Source organism: Planktothrix sp. PCC 11201 (assembly GCF_900009135.1).
Classification (GTDB): Bacteria; Cyanobacteriota; Cyanobacteriia; order Cyanobacteriales; family Microcoleaceae; genus Planktothrix.
In genome coordinates, this window is record NZ_LT797711.1 from 362,918 (window position 1) to 380,422 (window position 17,505).

The following is a 17,505-nucleotide window of genomic DNA, read 5'->3' on the forward strand; positions in this document are numbered from 1 at the left end:
TTATTCTTGAAACTGGCAATGATGCTGAATTTGGAAAATTTATCACAAATTCAATATTATCGCTTATACTAAAATTATACCATCAATCATTTTAGGTATAACCCTGATGAGTGTTCTGATTCCAGATGAGATCCTCCGAGCTACAAAGATGACTGAGGATGAATTGAAGTTAGAAATTGCTATTTTGCTATATCAGCAAGAAAAAATTAGTAGTGGTAAAGCTCGGACTTGGACTAAGCTAACTGTGATTGAGTTTCAACATGAACTTGCTAAAAGAGGTTTGTGTATCAACTATGGCGTAGAGGATTTTGAAGCAGATATAAAAACATTGCAATCAATGGGGTTATTGTGATTGTTGTTAGTGATACTTCACCTATTACCAATTTAGCCGCAATTGGGAAATTAGAACTGCTGGAAAAACTTTATACTCGTGTACTCATTCCCACAGCCGTTTATAATGAAATGGTAGGAGTTGAATCTCTAGTTCCTGGTGCTGTAGAAGTTCAAACATTACCTTGGATTGTCACTCAATCTGTTGTCAATTATGAGCGAGTAAAAGAAATATTGGAAAGCCAAGAAAATATTGATTTGGGGGAAGCAGAAGCAATTGTACTGACTTTAGAATTAAGTGCTGACCTTCTGTTAATCGATGAACGTCGAGGTAGATTATTAGCAGCAGAATATGGGTTAAAAGTAACAGGTTTACTAGGAGTTTTACTACAAGCTAAACGGAATGGTTTGCTCTTGATTCTTAAACCGCTTCTTGACCAACTAATTGACGAAGCGGACTTTCGAGTTAGTCACGAGTTATACACAACTATTTTGCAAGCTGCGGGTGAGTAACCTACTCATAAAAGACTTGTTTTATTTCCATATCCTCTGAATAAGGTTAAACCTCTCCAATATCTAAACCCAAAGCTTCAGCAATTTGTTCATTCGTTAACCCCATTTCTCGTAACCGAGGAATAGCATTCCGCCGAGATTGTTCAGCAATTTCTGCCCTTAAATGTTCCTTTTCAGCCAGTTCTTTTCCGGTGGGAATAATAACTCCTTGATCATCGCACCACCGTAACCAAAGCTCCTGTTTTTCTTCATAGATTCCTGACCAAATAGTTAATCCTAAACCAATTTGTTCTAACCAAAATATTGATTGATTTTCAATTTCTGTTGTTTCCAATAATTGATAGTGTCCCTCGCGTAGAACATAAACTCGTAATAAAATATCGCCCAATTGTTGTAAAGGGTCAAATACAACATAATAGGTGACCCGCATCCGTGCATAATTAATTAACTTACTGCCAAGTTCATTTCCTTCTTGATTAGAAACAATTTCAATTACCACATCGGGCGGTTTACCAAACTCCCAAATAAAATAAGTCCGATTTCGTTTTTCTCGAAAATCTGGTGGGACTTCCACATCTAAAGATAAAAATACATCCGGTACAATGGGAGGATGACGGAGTGCATAGAAAATACCCACATTGGCATCCGCTAAAAATGTTGAATTTTCTCCCAATCTTTGCCAAGAACTATATAAACATTCAACTAATAAACGCTGTAACTTTGCAGATAGAAAATTATCCACAGGAGTATCATCCTCGGTAATAACTTCTGTTAAATCAATTGTTGGAGGTTGAATTGGTGTGACAGACATAATTATTCATGCTATCTGTTTATAGACCATTATAGCAATTCTTGCCAACATTGTAGGGGTTGGGTCTTCAAACCCAAACAATTTTTTTTAAAAACCCCTACAGTGAAATGGGTTTATTTTGCAGGTTTAAAACCAAAGACCTTGGCATAAAAACCAAATTCACCATCAATAGCAAGTTTAATATTTTCTGCTTTTCTGAAGCCATGTTGCTCTCCTTCAAACAGAACATAATCCACCGTAACACCCTTAGCTTTTAACGCTTCTACCATCATTTCTGCTTGGTTGGGAGGCACAATTTTATCCTCTGACCCCTGAAAAAATATCACCGGACAGGATAATTTATCAACGTGATAAATCGGAGAACGCTGTTGATAAATAGCCTTTTCTTCAGGATAAACCCCAATTAAACCATCCAAATAACGGGATTCAAATTTATGGGTATCGGTTGCTAAAGCTGCTAAATCACTGACTCCATAATAACTCGCCCCCGCCTTAAATACATCCTTAAATGTTAAAGCACATAAAGTGGTATAACCGCCCGCACTTCCGCCTGCAATTGCCATGCGGTTTCCATCGACTAAACCCTGTTCTGCCAGATATTTTGCCCCGTTACAACAATCATCAACATCCACAATTCCCCAACTTTTATTTAACCGTTGACGGTACTCCCGTCCATAACCCGTACTTCCCCCATAATTGACATCTAAAACGGCAAATCCTCGACTTGTCCAGTATTGAATTTTTAAGCTCAAACTACTAGAAGTTGCTGATGTTGGCCCCCCATGACTTTTCACAACTAAAGGCGGTTTTTCTGCCTCTGAAACTTGATAATCTTTGTTTTGAGGCGGATAGAAAAATCCATAGGCGGTTTTCCCATTTTCTGTCGGAAATTCTATGGGTTGTGGGACGGATAAATAGCCTTTATCTAGTACAATTTGACTGGAACGCCGTAATACTTCTAGTTCTCCTGTTTCTAAATTAAGCCGTACAATAGCACTACTTTCAGTAGGAGAACTCCCAATAAATAAGACTTGATTTCCAGAAACGGTCAAGCTATCAATTGCAGTATAAGGAATATCAATATCCTCTAATTTATGAGTTTGAGTATCTAAACTCGCTAGATAGGAAGTACCCTTTTTACTGTAGGTACAAATAATTTTTTCTGCCGAACTAAACCCATAGGTTGACATGGAAAATACCCACAGGGGTAAACCAAATTCCGCCGCCATGGGATGTAACGCTTCTATATCTCCTGTATAGCGATATAAGTTCCACCAATTCGAGCGATCGCTAACAAAATATAAGATTCCATCCGGTGACCATTGGGGTTGAAAAATCGATTCTTCTAAACCCCCCGCAATTAATTGTTTTTCTCCTAATAACCCCTGGGAATTAACCTCAGCCACCCATAATTCCGTCCCATCCCAAGGCATATTCGGATGATTCCATGAAATCCAAGATAATTTGTTACCATCAGGGCTTAAACGAGGAAAAGCATAAAAATCATTTCCCTCAACTAAAACCCGAATATCCTCACTATTATTCAGATTAATACTAACAATTGTATTAACAGGTTCTCCCCCTTGGGTATGATCTTCTCTGACACAAATTAACCGTTGATTTTGAGCATCAATTATCCCATCTGCATAACGATATTCTGCTTCTGGAGTAATAGGTTCGGGAGTAATTTGATAGGGGGTATTTTCCCCTTGAATGTTCTGTTTGTAAAGACGTTGATCAACAAAATTAGAAAAATAAACTGTTCCTTGATTAACAATATAGGAACCCCCGCCATATTCATGAACACGAGTTCTAACATTAAAAGATTGAGGTGTAACATCATTTAATTGTTGGTCAGGTGTTAGACGAACAATAACGCTGCGTCCTGCTTCCGATGGCCGTCCTTCTATCCAATAAATATTATCCCCATCCCAGCTTACTCCCCCTAGTCCAACGGTTCCTTCTACCATTAAATCGGCGGTAATTGGAGATTTCCAAGTTCCGTATTTTTCAGTTTTTTTGCTCATATTTTGATGATCTGATTTTTGACAATATTAAAAATTTTAACACTTGTAGTGAGTCCTTTAGGACTCTGAGGCGTGAACGCCTCACTACAAGGAACCTGGTAAAATTCCGAGTTGTAAATTCTCGCCAATTTGGTAAATATAAGCATCTTCAACCAACATTCGATTAACTATACTATTGGTCATGCGTCTTCCTGATAAGTCTATATTCCAATGTTGTTGATCTTGACTTAAGCCCTGAATTAATTCATCGTTAGGACTAACAGCGACAATTGCTGTCCAATCAATTTTTAATTCGGGTTTAACTTCGCGAAAAACGGATAATATCTGCTCATAAGTTTTAAGAGGCCCTTCATCATCATAGAGAGGTAAAGCAAACATCAGATGCCATGTTTCCGGTTCTGTCGCATACAGCCACAAAGCTGAATGAATTGATACACCTGCGGTATTGAGAGCATCTATTAATCTTTGACCTTCTTCTATTTCTTGATTTACCAATGTTGCTGTAGCCATTGTAAAACTCCGTGATTAGGATCGGTAATTGCTGAGTAAATATCGTGGGCTTCTTTTTGGTTATATTTTTTATAACGGCTTTCTTCTGACCATACTTTAATTATTAACCATTGAGCTTTATAGGTTAACTCTAATTGTTCAAGAATATCATACCCAGCAAGTTGCGCCAGTTCTTTTAAATCATGGGTGTAAATTTTCCTCACACTTTTTAGGTCAGGGAAATCATATTGTTGAGTTTTTTTAGCGATGCAAGCCTTCAAAGCACATTCAATCACATAACCGCTTAGATAGTAAGCACCGGAATATTGGTGATTGTCTAAAAGCACTTTTGCGTCTTGAAGTCGAGTAAGTGCTAATTCCTGGAAATCCTGTCTATTCAAAAAATTAGTATACCTCCAAAAAACTCGCCCTATTGATTATAGAACCCATTTTAATATCTTTTAAACTTGCCTTTTTCAATCAGCAACCGAACAGAGACAGATTAACCCGACCTACCGATAATGACGGATTTCCGAACTAGCACTCGAAACCCTTGAGTGCTAAAGTAACTTATTGGTGATTAATGATATTGTAAGATGGCTAAAATTGTTTCGTTTGGTGAAGAATCCCGTAGAGCCTTAGAAAAAGGTGTGAATGCCCTAGCCGATGCGGTGCGAGTCACCCTTGGCCCCAAAGGTCGGAATGTCTTATTAGAGAAGAAATTTGGTGCTCCCGAAATCGTCAACGATGGGATTACCGTCGCTAAAGAAATTCAACTGTCCGACCCCCTGGAAAATACTGGCGCCCGACTGATGCAGGAAGTCGCCTCTAAAACCAATGAAGTCGCCGGAGATGGGACAACCACCGCCGCCATTTTAGCCCAAGCGATGATTCGTGAAGGGTTGAAAAACGTCGCAGCAGGCGCCAACCCTGTCGCCCTCAGACGGGGAATGGACAAAATTACTCAAATTTTGGTCGAGGAAATTCAGGCTATTGCTAAACCCGTAGAAGGGGATGCGATCGCTCAAGTCGCCACGATTTCGGCCGGAAACGACCCTGAAATCGGTCAAATGATCTCTTTGGCGATGGAAAAGGTGACGAAGGACGGGGTAATTACCGTTGAAGAATCCAAATCCATCACCACAGAATTAGATGTGGTCGAAGGAATGCAACTCGACCGGGGCTATATTTCCCCCTATTTTATCACCGATAATGAACGGATGGTGGTGGAATTTTCTAACGCCAGAATTCTGATTACTGATAAAAAAATTAGTTCCATTCAAGACCTAGTGGCGGTCTTAGAAAAAATTGCCCGTTCGGGTCAACCTCTGTTAATTATTGCTGAAGATATTGATGGGGAAGCCTTAGCAACTTTGGTGGTGAATAAAGCCAGAGGCGTGTTAAATGTGGCGGCTATTAAAGCCCCCAGTTTTGGCGAACGTCGCAAAGCTTTATTACAGGATATTGCGGTTTTGACGGGCGGACAATTAATTTCTGAAGAAGTGGGATTAAGCTTAGATACCGTTTCTTTAGAGATGTTAGGAACGGCCAGCAAAATTACCATTGAAAAAGATAATACGATTATTGTTGCCGATAGCACCACTCAATCGGATGTGAAAAAACGGGTTGAACAAATTCGCCGTCAACTGGAAGAAACCGACTCTGAATATGATGCGGAAAAACTCCAAGAGCGAATTGCGAAATTAGCCGGAGGGGTGGCTGTGATCAAAGTGGGAGCCGCCACGGAAACGGAAATGAAATCTCGGAAACTGCGGATTGAAGATGCCTTAAATGCCACTAAAGCCGCCGTAGAAGAAGGGATTGTTCCTGGGGGCGGGACAACTTTAATTCATCTGGCTAAAAAAGTCGATGAACTGAAATCCCAACTCAGTGATGAGGAAAAAATTGGGGCGGGAATTATTGCCAAAGCCCTGGAAGCTCCTTTATATTATATTGCCAGTAATGCTGGAGCCGAAGGCGCTGTGGTGGTGGAAAATGTCCGCAATACCGAGTTTAATATTGGTTATAATGCCTTAACTGGAACCTATGAAGATTTAATTGCTTCTGGGATTATTGACCCGGCAAAAGTGGTACGTTCTGCCCTACAAAATGCTTCCTCGATTTCAGGGTTAGTATTAACAACTGAAGCCTTAGTGGTAGAAAAACCCGAGAAGAAATCCGCCGATATGGATGCTATGGGCGGCATGGGCGGTATGGGCGGTATGGGCGGTATGGGCGGTATGGGTGGCATGGGTGGCATGGGTATGATGTAATAAGAAACCTATCCTCGGCGATTAGAAATCGCGGCTATACAGACGAAACCCACCTTCGTGGGTTAGAAACCTGAGTTTTCTCTTAGGACTTGGTTTCTGTAGAATACTTTTAACTTACACCGCCGGGAAGTCCCCCGCTCTACCTGTACCCAGGTGAGCGGTGGGATCAAAGGCGGGTCAACGTAGGTACGGAGTTGACCAAATCTTTTTTCAGTATATAGAAGGCAGGGAATGGGGAATAGGAATAGAATAGGAATAGAATATCCCCGGCGATTGGAAATCGCAGCTACACAGACAAAACCCAGCTTCGTGGGTTAAAAACCTGAATTTTCACAGACAAAACCATTAGTCCGCGAAGGCGGACTTCGTTTGTGTAGTAGCGAATTATATTCGCCGAATACTTGTAAAACTTGTAAAACTACATGATTGATTCTGTCTATCAAATTGGGGGAAGTTTAGCTCAAGACGCTCTGACTTATGTGGTGAGAAAGGCGGATTCTGATTTGTATGAGAAGTTGCAACAGGGGCATTTTTGTTATGTTTTAAATTCTCGGCAAATGGGAAAATCTTCCCTACTGGTTAAAACTCGTTATCGTTTACAACAAGAAGGGTTTCAATGTGCGACTTTGGATATGACTCGCATTGGTAGCGAAATGGTGACGGAACAACAATGGTATAAAGGAATAGTTACTGAGTTATGGCGCGGATTTAATCTTTTAGGTAAATTTAATTTAAAAAATTGGTGGAAAGATGAAGAAGATGTTTCTGTGATTCAACGTCTGAGTAATTTTATAGAAGATATTTTATTGGTGGAGTTTCCCGATCAAAAATTAATTATATTTGTTGATGAAATTGATAGTATTTTAAGTTTAAATTTTAAAGTAGATGATTTTTTTGCCTTGGTTCGGTTTTGCTATAATCAACGGGCAATTAATCCTGAATATAACCGCATTAGCTTTGCCTTATTTGGAGTTGCCACACCTTCAGCTTTAATTTCCGATCGCACTCGCACCCCCTTTAATATCGGAAAAGCCATTGAATTATCAGGATTTACCCTGAATGAAGTTCAACCTTTAATTGAAGGATTAGAAGCAAAAATTACTAATCCTAAAGCCATCATGGGAGAAATTATTGCTTGGACAGGGGGACAACCTTTTTTAACGCAAAAATTATGTCAATTAGTGATCAATTCCACGAAAGAAACAATTCATGAAATATTAACTATTCCCCCCGGAACCGAAGGATTTTGGGTAGAATCCTTAGTGCGATCGCATATTATTTATAAATGGGAATCCCAAGATGAACCAGAACATTTAAGAACTATCCGTAACCGCATTAAAAATAACCCCGATCACATTGGCAGAATTCTGGGAATCTATCAAGATATTTTGCAAAAATTAGAAGTTTTAACCGATGATAGTAACGAACAATCAGAACTCATATTATCCGGTTTAGTCATTAAACAGACCGGGTTTCTGCGGGTGAAAAATCGAATTTATCAAGAAGTCTTTGATTTAGATTGGGTTAACCAACAATTGAGTAACCTGCGGCCCTATTCTCAAGCCTTTGATGCCTGGGTAGAATCTCAACAAAAAGATAGTTCTCGACTATTACGAGGACAGGCATTAAAGGAAGCCCAAAACTGGTCAAGTGGTCGCAGTATTAGTGATTTAGATTATCAATTTTTGGCTAAAAGTGAAGAATTAGATCGGCAAGAAGTTCAACAAGCATTAGAAACTGCCAGAATGCGGGAAGTAGAAGCCCGACTTACCCAAGAAAAACGAACAGCAAAATTGCAAAGGTTTTTACTTATATCGGTTAGTAGTGCCTTAGTAATTGCAATAGTATTAGGTGGAATTAGTTGGTTTCAATATCATCAAGCTAGGGTGAATGAACACCAGTCAAAAACCAACGAAGTTAAGGCTCTTAATCAATCTGCTGAATCCTTATTTGCCCTAAATCAAAGATTTGAAGCCTTAATTCAATCCATGAAATCCTATCGACAATTGCAAACCCTATCGGATGTGGATACAAAAATTCGCCAGAATGTAAAATTGACCTTACAAAAAGCTGTTTATGGGATTCAAGAATATAATCAACTGTTGGGGCACACCAGTATTATTCATACGGTAAAATTTAGCCCCAAAGGAGATTTAATTGCCTCTGGGAGTCAGGATAAAACCATTAAACTGTGGAAACCAGATGGCACACTTTGGAAAACCCTGGCCAGACACCAGGATGGAATTGTCGGTGTCGCCTTCAGTCCCCGTCAACCCCTTCTCGCCTCAGCTAGTTACGACAAAACTATTAAACTCTGGAACACCAATGGTACCTACTTAAGAACCCTGACCGGACATCGGGATGGGGTCGTGGCGGTAAGTTTCAGTCCGACTGAGGATAAACTGATTTCTGCGAGTTTTGATCAAACCCTGAAATTATGGACAACAGAGGGGAAACTCTTAAAAACCATCGCCGCCCATACCAATAAAATTAAAACCGTTGTCTTTAGTCCCAATGGTCAGGAATTTGCCTCGGGAAGTGCCGATAATACGGTTAAAATTTGGACATCCGATGGCACACTATTGAAAACCCTCACCGGACATCGGGCTGAAATTATGTCGGTGGCTTGGAGTCCCGATGGTCAAACCCTAGCCTCCGCCAGTCGAGATAAAACGGTTAAATTGTGGAGTTGGGAGGGGGAGTTAATCCATACCTTCGGCCCCTTTGAGGATGAAGTCTGGGGTGTGACCTTTAGTCAAGAGGGCAAATTATTAGCAGCGGCAATTCGTAATCAACAAATCCAAATCTGGCGTAAAGATCCCACAACTTCCTCGTATAACCCCTATAAAACATTATGGCAACATCAGGCAGAAGTGAGTGATGTTGCCTTCAGTCCCGATGGTCAAACCATTGCTTCCGCCAGTTGGGATAAAAGCGTTAAACTCGCGAAAACCGGATATTCTTTGGTGATGCCCTTGATAGGACATCAAGATACGGTTTGGGGCATTGCCTTTAGTCCCGATGGTCAAACTATTGCTTCATCTTCCCTGGATAAAACCATTAAACTCTGGACAAAGAAAGGGCGATTATTACAAACTCTAACTGGACATGAGTTGCGGGTGAATCAGGTAGAATTTAGTTCCGATGGTCATTGGTTAGCTTCAACCTCCGATGATGGCACGATTAAACTGTGGAAAAAAACTGCTCAGGGACTGTTTGCCCCCCAGCCCGATAAAACCCTATTGGGACATATTTGGGGGGTTTGGGGCGTAAAGTTTACTCCCGACAATCAATCAATTGTTTCTGGAAGTTGGGATAAAACCGCTAGAATTTGGGGCATCGATGGCAAACTTCGCTATACCTTTAGCGGTCATCGAGGTCAGGTTTGGAGCATTGTCATTCAGTCAGAGGGTAAATGGGTTGCTTCAAGTTCCGATGATAATACAATTAAACTCTGGAAATTCAACGGTCAACTGTTACAAACCTTAACTGGTCATCAAGATGGGATTTGGGGACTGGCTTTGAGTCCCGATGGACAGATTTTGGCTTCCGCCAGTCGAGACGAAACCATAAAATTATGGCGTTGGAGTCCTAGGATTAAATCTTTTATTTATGAAAATACCCTCAAGGGACACACCGCCAACGTGATGGCCGTCGCCTTCAGTCCTGACCAAAAATTATTAGCATCAGTCAGTCAAGATAAAACGATTAAACTTTGGAAACTCGATGGTACTTTAATTAAAAGTTTGAATGGTCATAATGGTGAAGTTTATAATGTTAAATTTAGTCCCGATGGTCAAACTCTGGCTTCCGTGAGTGAAGATAAAACGGTGCTGTTATGGGATTTAGATCAAGTTTTAAACTTGAATGAATTCGCCTATGCTTGTAACTGGATAAAGGATTATTTAAAAAACAATACACAATTGAGTTCCGAGGATAGAATGTTATGTCCATCCCGCCCCTAGGGATTATTTATCTATTTTCTCCTTAAAAATAGCGTCTAATTTTTGTCCTTTGGGTAACTCAATAAACACCCGATCTCCGGTTTGTAAACCTTTTAAAACCTGAATTTGATTCCCGATTTGGGAACCCACGGTAACCGGGTGGAATTGGGGTTTATTATTGGCATCAGGAAGTAAAACCCCCGCTTGACCTTTATTGGTAACAATGGCCACGGTGGGAACCACTAACGCCTGTTTGAGTTTCTCCCCAAGAAAACGTAAATCCACATTCATTCCTGACTGAAGTTGATCTTTTCCGGTTTCGATGATAATTCGAGCTTGAAATAACGTTACATCCCGTTCTTTTACCGCTTCGGGTGCAATAATATTAACTCGACCTTCAAACACCTGATCGGGATAGGAGTCGGCAATAATTTCCACGGGTTGATTGGGTTTAATTTGAGAAATATCCGCCTCGGGAATTTTCGCTAAAACTTCTAAATCTTTGGCTAAGGCTACAATTGATGTGGAAGTGGCAGAAGTGGCATCGGAAGCCGAAGTCGCTGGAGTTACAAAGGCGCCTTCCACGGCATAACGTTGGGTAATAATTCCTGAAAAGGGAGCGCGAACTTTGGTATCTTCGAGTTGCACTTGATAGAATTTTACCTGTCCTTCGGCTTCAGCAACTTCCGCTTTTGCCGCGGTAATTTCTTCTGAACGAGTGCCATTTTTTAACTGATTTAATTTACTTTCGGCTTCCGCAACTTCCGCTTCTGAACGAGCAATTTCTTCTGAACGAGTGCCATTTTTGAGTTGATTTAAGGCTTGACGTTCCTGTTCGACATTGGCTTGTCGTTGTTGAATTTGCGATCGCTGAACTTGTTGTAATTGTTCTAAGCGTTGTTCCGCTTCATCTTGTAAGGCTTCTAACCGTCGTTGATCGCGCAAATATTCATCTAATCGATCCTGAGAAATTGCCCCTTCGCCTTTCAAATTTTGATAGCGTTGTACCCGTTCCGTCGCTAATTGTAATTCGGCTTTGTTGGCATCAATTCTCGCTCTGGCTTGAGCAATTTCATCATTTAAACTTCCTGATTTAGCATCTTTTAACCGAGATTCCGATTCTTTTAATCGAGCATTCGCTTGAGCTATTTCTTCGGGACGACTCCCCGATCGCAGTTGGGCTAAATTGGCTTTCACCTGATTTAAACGAGCTTGAGCTTGATCAATTTCCTCCGGCCGGGTTCCGGTTTGCAGCTTGTCTAAATTAGCTTTAACCCGATCTAAACGGGCTTGAGCTTGCAACAGTTGAGCCTCAATTTCCCCACTTTCCATCCGCGCCACAATATCACCAGCTTGGACAATATCCCCCTGTTCCACATACAATTGTGCTAACCGCCCTTGGGTTTTGGGGCTGAGGTTAACCCGGCGCACGGGCTGAATTACTCCACTGGCGGTAATTTTCACCGTCAAATCCTTGGCTTCCACCGGAACTGTGAGGGCAGCGATCGGGTCTGGTTTGTTTTGGGTACGACTGCGGGCTAAATAAAAGGTAGCGGTCAGGGTTAGGAGTCCCGTAACCAAAATTGCAACCATCCAAGGTTTCCATCGCCTTCGGGGAACTTCCGAGAACTGAACGGGATGTTTGACTTCCCCATTGCGTTGAGCAGTTTCCTCTTTTGGGCCAGTTAACATAACAGATGCGGGTATGGGTTGATGGGGAACAGAATCAGCCCTGAAGTTCGGGACGTGATTCTTTGACACTCCCACCCCTGAAGGGGATGGGATTCTTTAGGAATTTCGCCCTAAATATCCCAGAGAGACAATTGCTTATACTCTGGGTTCTCGCCCACACGCCGTTTGCCACCTCGACCTGGCTCAGTGCAGGCTTTTTGGGGCAGCGTATTATCTGACGAGCGTTCATACATTCCGACATAAAAAGGAGTCGTTTGTACTGGTTTCGACGAGTCCCGCCGTACCTTTTTCGATTTAATCATTTTGACAATATTTAACCCGTAGGTTTCTATTGCCTGAGTTTTTACATTCCTGGCCGCTTGTAAATTAGCATCATCAATATGTCCGCAATTAGTACAAATAAACTTTTCACCATGGCGACTATTTTTATCGACGTGCTTACATTTACTACAAGTTTGACTGGTATATTTGGGATTAACTTTATACAATTTCTTGCCTGACTTCACAGCCAAATATTCAAGTTTTTGAGTTAAATTATACCAACCTGCATCAGCAATAGAACGATTCAATCCCCGTTTAGCTGATTGACCGTTAGACAAAAATCTACCAGATTCAGACTTAACAGGTTTGCACCGTTTCATCATGTTTTTAACTTGCAAATCTTCAACAGCAACAGCATCAGCTTTTCTGACAATTCGATTAGCCACGTCCCATTGATAAGATTCTCGTCGCTGTTGAATTCTGTTATGTAATTTACTTACCCTAAGTTGAGCTTTACTACGATTTTTGCTTCCCTTTTGTTTACGACTAACCCGCCTTTGTCTAATTTTCATTAAACGCTTAGTTTTTTTATTAGTAGCAAAACGGGGGTTTTCAATCGCACTACCATCTGATAAATAAACCAATTTTCCTAATCCCATATCGCCGCCGATAATGGTTTTAATTTCACTGTCTGGGATGACGGGAAAATCTGGCACTGTCTGGTTTTCAATCCTAACTGAAACGTACCAACTATCGGCTTTCTGTCTAACTGTAACCGTCTTAATTTCAAATCCATTGGCAATAGGACGGGAGTTATAAAAACGCATCCATCCGATTTTAGGTAAATAAATTTTATTACCTTTAATTTTGATTCTTCCTGGTTTGTAACTAAAGGATTTAAAATCGTGACGGCGTTTAAACCTGGGAAACCCAGCACCCTTAAAAAACTTATTAAAAGATTCGTTAACCCTGGCTGGAATTAACTGCAAAACCCCAATATCAATTTCTTTGTACCAAGGTCTAGCATCTTTTAATTCTTGCAAATTTGCGTCTTGCATTAAAACTGCTGTGCGTTTAGGAGATTTATCTTTTTCCCCTTCTTTCTTGGCTTTACCACCACCATCTTTCCAGGGATTAGCTAATTGCGTCCCCTTTACTAAACTGCAAGTTAAAGGTGTGATTTCAATTTGAGTTTTTAAATCACAGTAATCACCGCAAATAAATTGCTGATGCCATCCGTCAATCCGGTCGCGCAAACACCAGTTATAAGTCGCCCTCAGCAGATCAAGCCATCCCGACAATTTTTGGGACTGTTGATTGTTATGGCGTAACTTGTACTTGTAACTCAAAATCAATTTGATCACCTCCTAAATTTATCTTATCGTAACTAACTGAAGTTAGAGGCACGAAGCCCCGTCACTTCAGTGCGGGGTGCTGACATTTCTTTACGGTTAACCGTCAACCCTCTTGGAATAAGGGTGTACTCAAATAACGTTCCCCAAAACTCGGTTGAATCAAAACAATTAGTTTGCCTTGATTTTCAGGACGTTTACCCACTTGAATCGCCGCATATAAGGCCGCCCCGGTGGAAATTCCTGATAAAATCCCTTCTTCCCGGGCAATCCGACGGCCGAAAATCATGGCATTTTCATCAGTAACTTGAATCACTTCATCAATGATATCTACATTCAAAACCGGAGGAATGAACCCGGCTCCAATCCCTTGAATTTTATGGGGGCCCGGTTTACCCCCTGATAAAATCGGACTATTGGCGGGTTCGACTGCGATCGCCTGAAAATCCGGTTTGCGTTGTTTCAGGACTTCCGCCACCCCGGTTAAGGTGCCTCCGGTTCCCACCCCGGAGATTAAAATATCTACAGAGCCATCGGTATCGGCCCAGATTTCCTCGGCGGTGGTTTTGCGGTGAATTTGGGGGTTAGCCGGATTCTGAAATTGTTGCAACATATAGGCATCGGGCAGGGTATCGACAATTTCCTGTGCCCGGCGGATACAGCCACTCATCCCTTCAATTCCCGGGGTAAGTTCCAGTTCGGCTCCATAGGCCTTTAACATCGCCCGCCGTTCTGAACTCATGGTTTCGGGCATGGTTAAAATTAAACGATAGCCCCTAGCGGCGGCCACCATGGCCAAGGCAATTCCCGTATTACCCGATGTTGGTTCAACTAATACGGTCTTACCAGGGGTGATCAGTCCTTCTTTTTCGGCGACATTAATCATATTTACCCCAATCCGATCCTTCACCGAAGCCGCGGGGTTCATGCCTTCTAATTTGACCACAATTTGAGCCACACACCCTTCCGCCTTGGGAATCCGGTTGAGTTGGACTAGGGGAGTGTGACCGACTAATTCCGTAATGTTATGGGCGATACGCATATTGACTCGAAGATAAAGAACATTGATACAAATTGTTTGAGGAACTCATCCCTAAGCCTTCAGATGTAGTACATGATATCCTTCTGCTGTCGGGCATCCCTTTGTTCACAAAGGTCTTTCAAGCTGTATTTTTGTAATACAGAATTCGCCATTTGCTCTGCTTCTTGCCAAAATTCCCAGATCACTGTACCTTCAACGGTATGAGGGCAGGAATTCTGAGGAGACGCTTCAGGATCTGATCCTTCTAAGCAGTTCACCACATCAAACAGAGTAATTTTCCCGGGTTCCTTCCCCAGATAATATCCACCTTTAGAGCCTCGTTGACTGCGAACAATACCACTGCGCCGCAAGGTCGCCAGCAATTGTTCCAGATAGCGATCGGGAATGTTATGCTGGGCTGAAATTTGCCGCACTTGCCTAGGTTCAGGGTTATCATAGTGAGTTGCCAACTCCATCAGGGCGAGAAGGGCATACTGACTTTTACAAGAGAGTTCCACGCAGAAATCATTCAAAAATGTTTCACTGTTCTAGTATACTCCGGTTCTCCCCTCGGAATTTGTTGGTTTGGCGACGTTATACCCGATACAAAATAGGTCTATGAATTTTTCTAGCAAAACTCCCTTTCGGTTTCAGCCTGCTGGCAAAATCCGATTAAAAACAGCTTTGGTATTTCCGTTTATTTTGCAGATTACAGTCGCCGTAGGATTAGTTGGTTATTTTTCCTTTAGAAATGGTCAACAAGCGGTGGAAAATTTAGCCCAGCAGCTAATTCAAAGTGTTAGTGTGCGGATTGAAAATCATGTCCTAGGATATTTTAATAAATCTTTTCAAATTCTGCGAGTTACAGAAGATAATGTTAAAGCGGGAAATTTAGATTTGAATGATTTTGAAGGGCTAAAACGGTATTTCTGGAATGTCGTGTTAGAGGGAGATTTAGAAAGTTATATTTTTTACGGAAACGAACAGGGAGAATTTATTGGAGTTGAACATTTAGAAACGGGTAAAATCCAACTAAAAATTCGCACCCTTGAGACTGAACCCATGCGGGAGATTTACCGTTTAGATGACCAGGGAAATATAGCTGAATTTTTAAAACAAGCCGAATATGATCCCCGAAAACGACCTTGGTATCAAGTCGCAAAACAAGCTAAAAAACCAACTTGGAGTTCAATTTATCCCTTCTTTTCTCGTAAAAATACCGATACAGCATTAGGAATATCAGCAGTTTTACCTATGTTTGAATATGACCAAAACTTGCAAGGAGTTTTATGTGTTAATATTACCTTATTAAGAATTACAGAATTTTTAAAAGCACTCTATATTAGTCCCCATGGACAGAGTTTTATTATTGAACGTTCGGGAGATTTAGTTGTTAGTTCTAAGATTGAAAAACCCTTTAAAATTCGAGGGAAAGGCGAAGATGCAAAAATCGAGCGTTTTCCCGCAAATAAAACCGAAGATATTACTATTCGGAATACTGCCAATGCCTTTCTGCAAAGGTTTGGTAGTTTTGTGGCGATTCAAAATAGTGAACAAGTCAAATTTCAACAGAATGGGGAATGGTATTATGCTCAAATTTTACCGATTCAAGATCAAAAAGGACTCGATTGGTTAGTTGTGGTTGTTGTCCCCGAATCGGATTTTATGACAGAAATTCAACGCAATACTCAAATTACTATTGGGTTGTGTTTAATTGCCTTGGGATGGGCTACGGGAATAGGAATTTTAACCGCCCGTTGGATTACAAAACCCATTTTTAGACTGAATGAAGCTTCCCATAAATTGGCAAAAGGAGAATTAAATCAACTCGTGAAAGTCAGGGGCATTCAAGAGCTTGAAACTTTGGCAAATTCTTTTAATGGGATGGCGGAACAATTAAAAGAGTCTTTTGATACCTTAGAGGAAAAAGTCAAAGAACGTACCGGACAATTGGCGGAAGCTAATCAAGAAATTAGTACCTTAAATACTCGACTTAAAGCTGAAAATTTACGCATGGGTGCAGAACTCGATGTTTTACGAGAAATGCAGCAATTAATTCTTCCCAAACCCCAGGAATTAGAGGAAATTCAAGACTTAGATATTGTGGGATATATGGAACCTGCCGATGAAGTTGGGGGCGATTATTATGATATTTTAGCCACCCATGGAATTGTTACCATTGGCATTGGAGATGTTACGGGTCACGGACTAGAAAGCGGAATTTTAATGGTGATGATTCAAGCCGCAGTTCGGACATTAAAGGAAGTAGAAGAACACAATCCCGTCAAATTCTTGAATACTTTAAACCGCATGATTTATTATAATATTCAACGAATGAATTCTGATAAAAATTTAACCTTAGCGATTTTAAATTATGCCGAAGGTTTATTAAGTATTAGTGGACAACATGAGGAAATATTGATCGTGCGTCAAGGAGGAAATATTGAACGAATTGATACAATGGATTTAGGTTTTCCCATTGGTTTAGATGAAGATATAACTGAATTTATCAGTCATACTTTAATTACCTTAAATTCTGGAGATGGAGTGGTTTTATATACCGATGGTATTACTGAAGCCCAAAATAGCCAGAAAAAATTCTATGAATTGGAAAAACTTTGTATTATTATTAGTAAAAATTGGCATCAGAAAGCAGAAGCAATTAAAAATGCTGTGATTGAGGATGTAAAATCATTTATGGGTAAACAAAAGCAATTGGATGATATTACTTTATTAGTCATCAAAAAGAAATAACCCCGTTGTTGCGCCGTTGTTGCGCTTCAGCGCACTCT

13 protein-coding genes are annotated in these 17,505 nt (G+C 40.8%); 5 read left to right on the forward strand and 8 right to left on the reverse strand.

Annotation, left to right across the window (positions count from 1 at the left end; all coding sequences use genetic code 11):
* Window positions 1-106 precede the first annotated feature (106 nt).
* Window positions 107-352: a UPF0175 family protein gene (locus PL11201_RS23920; RefSeq protein WP_079681351.1), complete on the forward strand. Its 246-nt coding sequence runs from the start codon at window positions 107-109 to the stop codon at window positions 350-352.
* A complete protein-coding gene (locus PL11201_RS23925) occupies window positions 349-843 on the forward strand; it encodes a PIN domain-containing protein (protein WP_079681352.1) in 495 nt (164 codons plus the stop codon). Before PL11201_RS23920 ends, PL11201_RS23925 begins: the two co-directional genes overlap by 4 nt.
* A gap of 46 nt (window positions 844-889) precedes the next feature.
* Here PL11201_RS23925 and PL11201_RS23930 read toward each other — a convergent pair whose 3' ends face one another.
* From PL11201_RS23930 to PL11201_RS23945, 4 genes are all read right to left on the reverse strand, one after another.
* Window positions 890-1,654: a Uma2 family endonuclease gene (locus PL11201_RS23930; RefSeq protein WP_079681353.1), complete on the reverse strand. Its 765-nt coding sequence runs from the start codon at window positions 1,652-1,654 to the stop codon at window positions 890-892.
* 113 nt (window positions 1,655-1,767) lie between these two features.
* Window positions 1,768-3,681 (reverse strand): S9 family peptidase, encoded by a 1,914-nt coding sequence (locus PL11201_RS23935; RefSeq protein WP_079681354.1) that lies wholly within the window; start codon window positions 3,679-3,681, stop codon window positions 1,768-1,770.
* A gap of 84 nt (window positions 3,682-3,765) precedes the next feature.
* Window positions 3,766-4,191 carry a hypothetical protein gene (locus PL11201_RS23940; protein WP_079681355.1) on the reverse strand — a complete coding sequence of 142 codons (426 nt, stop codon included), beginning with the start codon at window positions 4,189-4,191 and terminating at the stop codon, window positions 3,766-3,768.
* Window positions 4,170-4,571: a HEPN domain-containing protein gene (locus tag PL11201_RS23945; RefSeq protein WP_079681356.1), complete on the reverse strand. Its 402-nt coding sequence runs from the start codon at window positions 4,569-4,571 to the stop codon at window positions 4,170-4,172. The genes PL11201_RS23940 and PL11201_RS23945 overlap by 22 nt, the downstream gene beginning before the upstream one ends.
* A gap of 195 nt (window positions 4,572-4,766) precedes the next feature.
* Between PL11201_RS23945 and groL the strand changes: the two genes are divergently transcribed.
* Together groL and PL11201_RS23955 are read left to right on the forward strand one after the other, a co-directional pair.
* Entirely contained in the window at window positions 4,767-6,443 is a 1,677-nt protein-coding gene (groL, locus tag PL11201_RS23950) for a chaperonin GroEL (protein WP_079681357.1), read from the forward strand.
* A 422-nt stretch (window positions 6,444-6,865) separates the two neighbouring features.
* The gene (locus tag PL11201_RS23955) at window positions 6,866-10,408 is read left to right on the forward strand and encodes a WD40 domain-containing protein (RefSeq protein ID WP_079681358.1); all 3,543 of its coding nucleotides are present in this window, start codon (window positions 6,866-6,868) and stop codon (window positions 10,406-10,408) included.
* A 3-nt stretch (window positions 10,409-10,411) separates the two neighbouring features.
* On the opposite strand, the gene PL11201_RS23960 is transcribed toward PL11201_RS23955, so the two are convergent.
* The 4 genes from PL11201_RS23960 to PL11201_RS23975 all read right to left on the reverse strand — a co-directional run bounded on the left by PL11201_RS23960 (window position 10,412) and on the right by PL11201_RS23975 (window position 15,231).
* On the reverse strand, window positions 10,412-12,079 hold the full coding sequence (locus PL11201_RS23960; protein ID WP_079681359.1) for an efflux RND transporter periplasmic adaptor subunit: 1,668 nt from the start codon (window positions 12,077-12,079) through the stop codon (window positions 10,412-10,414).
* A gap of 110 nt (window positions 12,080-12,189) precedes the next feature.
* Window positions 12,190-13,695, reverse strand: a complete 1,506-nt coding sequence (locus PL11201_RS23965) for an RNA-guided endonuclease InsQ/TnpB family protein (protein ID WP_079681615.1) — start codon at window positions 13,693-13,695, stop codon at window positions 12,190-12,192.
* Between the two features lie 103 nt (window positions 13,696-13,798).
* Window positions 13,799-14,734, reverse strand: a complete 936-nt coding sequence (gene cysK, locus PL11201_RS23970) for a cysteine synthase A (RefSeq protein WP_079681360.1) — start codon at window positions 14,732-14,734, stop codon at window positions 13,799-13,801.
* A gap of 59 nt (window positions 14,735-14,793) precedes the next feature.
* Entirely contained in the window at window positions 14,794-15,231 is a 438-nt protein-coding gene (locus PL11201_RS23975; RefSeq protein ID WP_079681361.1) for an RrF2 family transcriptional regulator, read from the reverse strand.
* A 100-nt stretch (window positions 15,232-15,331) separates the two neighbouring features.
* Between PL11201_RS23975 and PL11201_RS23980 the strand changes: the two genes are divergently transcribed.
* Window positions 15,332-17,467: a SpoIIE family protein phosphatase gene (locus tag PL11201_RS23980; protein WP_079681362.1), complete on the forward strand. Its 2,136-nt coding sequence runs from the start codon at window positions 15,332-15,334 to the stop codon at window positions 17,465-17,467.
* The last annotated feature ends 38 nt before the right edge of the window (window positions 17,468-17,505 follow it).

What these genes read in the sequence shown, in the direction of transcription:
- cysK (WP_079681360.1), bottom strand. Translation starts at nt 14,734, where the DNA reads ATGCGTATCGCCCATAACATTACGGAATTAGTCGGTCACACTCCCCTA.
- PL11201_RS23940 (WP_079681355.1), bottom strand. Translation starts at nt 4,191, where the DNA reads ATGGCTACAGCAACATTGGTAAATCAAGAAATAGAAGAAGGTCAAAGA.
- PL11201_RS23955 (WP_079681358.1), top strand. Translation starts at nt 6,866, where the DNA reads ATGATTGATTCTGTCTATCAAATTGGGGGAAGTTTAGCTCAAGACGCT.
- PL11201_RS23980 (WP_079681362.1), top strand. Translation starts at nt 15,332, where the DNA reads ATGAATTTTTCTAGCAAAACTCCCTTTCGGTTTCAGCCTGCTGGCAAA.
- groL (WP_079681357.1), top strand. Translation starts at nt 4,767, where the DNA reads ATGGCTAAAATTGTTTCGTTTGGTGAAGAATCCCGTAGAGCCTTAGAA.
- PL11201_RS23930 (WP_079681353.1), bottom strand. Translation starts at nt 1,654, where the DNA reads ATGTCTGTCACACCAATTCAACCTCCAACAATTGATTTAACAGAAGTT.
- PL11201_RS23935 (WP_079681354.1), bottom strand. Translation starts at nt 3,681, where the DNA reads ATGAGCAAAAAAACTGAAAAATACGGAACTTGGAAATCTCCAATTACC.
- PL11201_RS23960 (WP_079681359.1), bottom strand. Translation starts at nt 12,079, where the DNA reads ATGTTAACTGGCCCAAAAGAGGAAACTGCTCAACGCAATGGGGAAGTC.
- PL11201_RS23920 (WP_079681351.1), top strand. Translation starts at nt 107, where the DNA reads ATGAGTGTTCTGATTCCAGATGAGATCCTCCGAGCTACAAAGATGACT.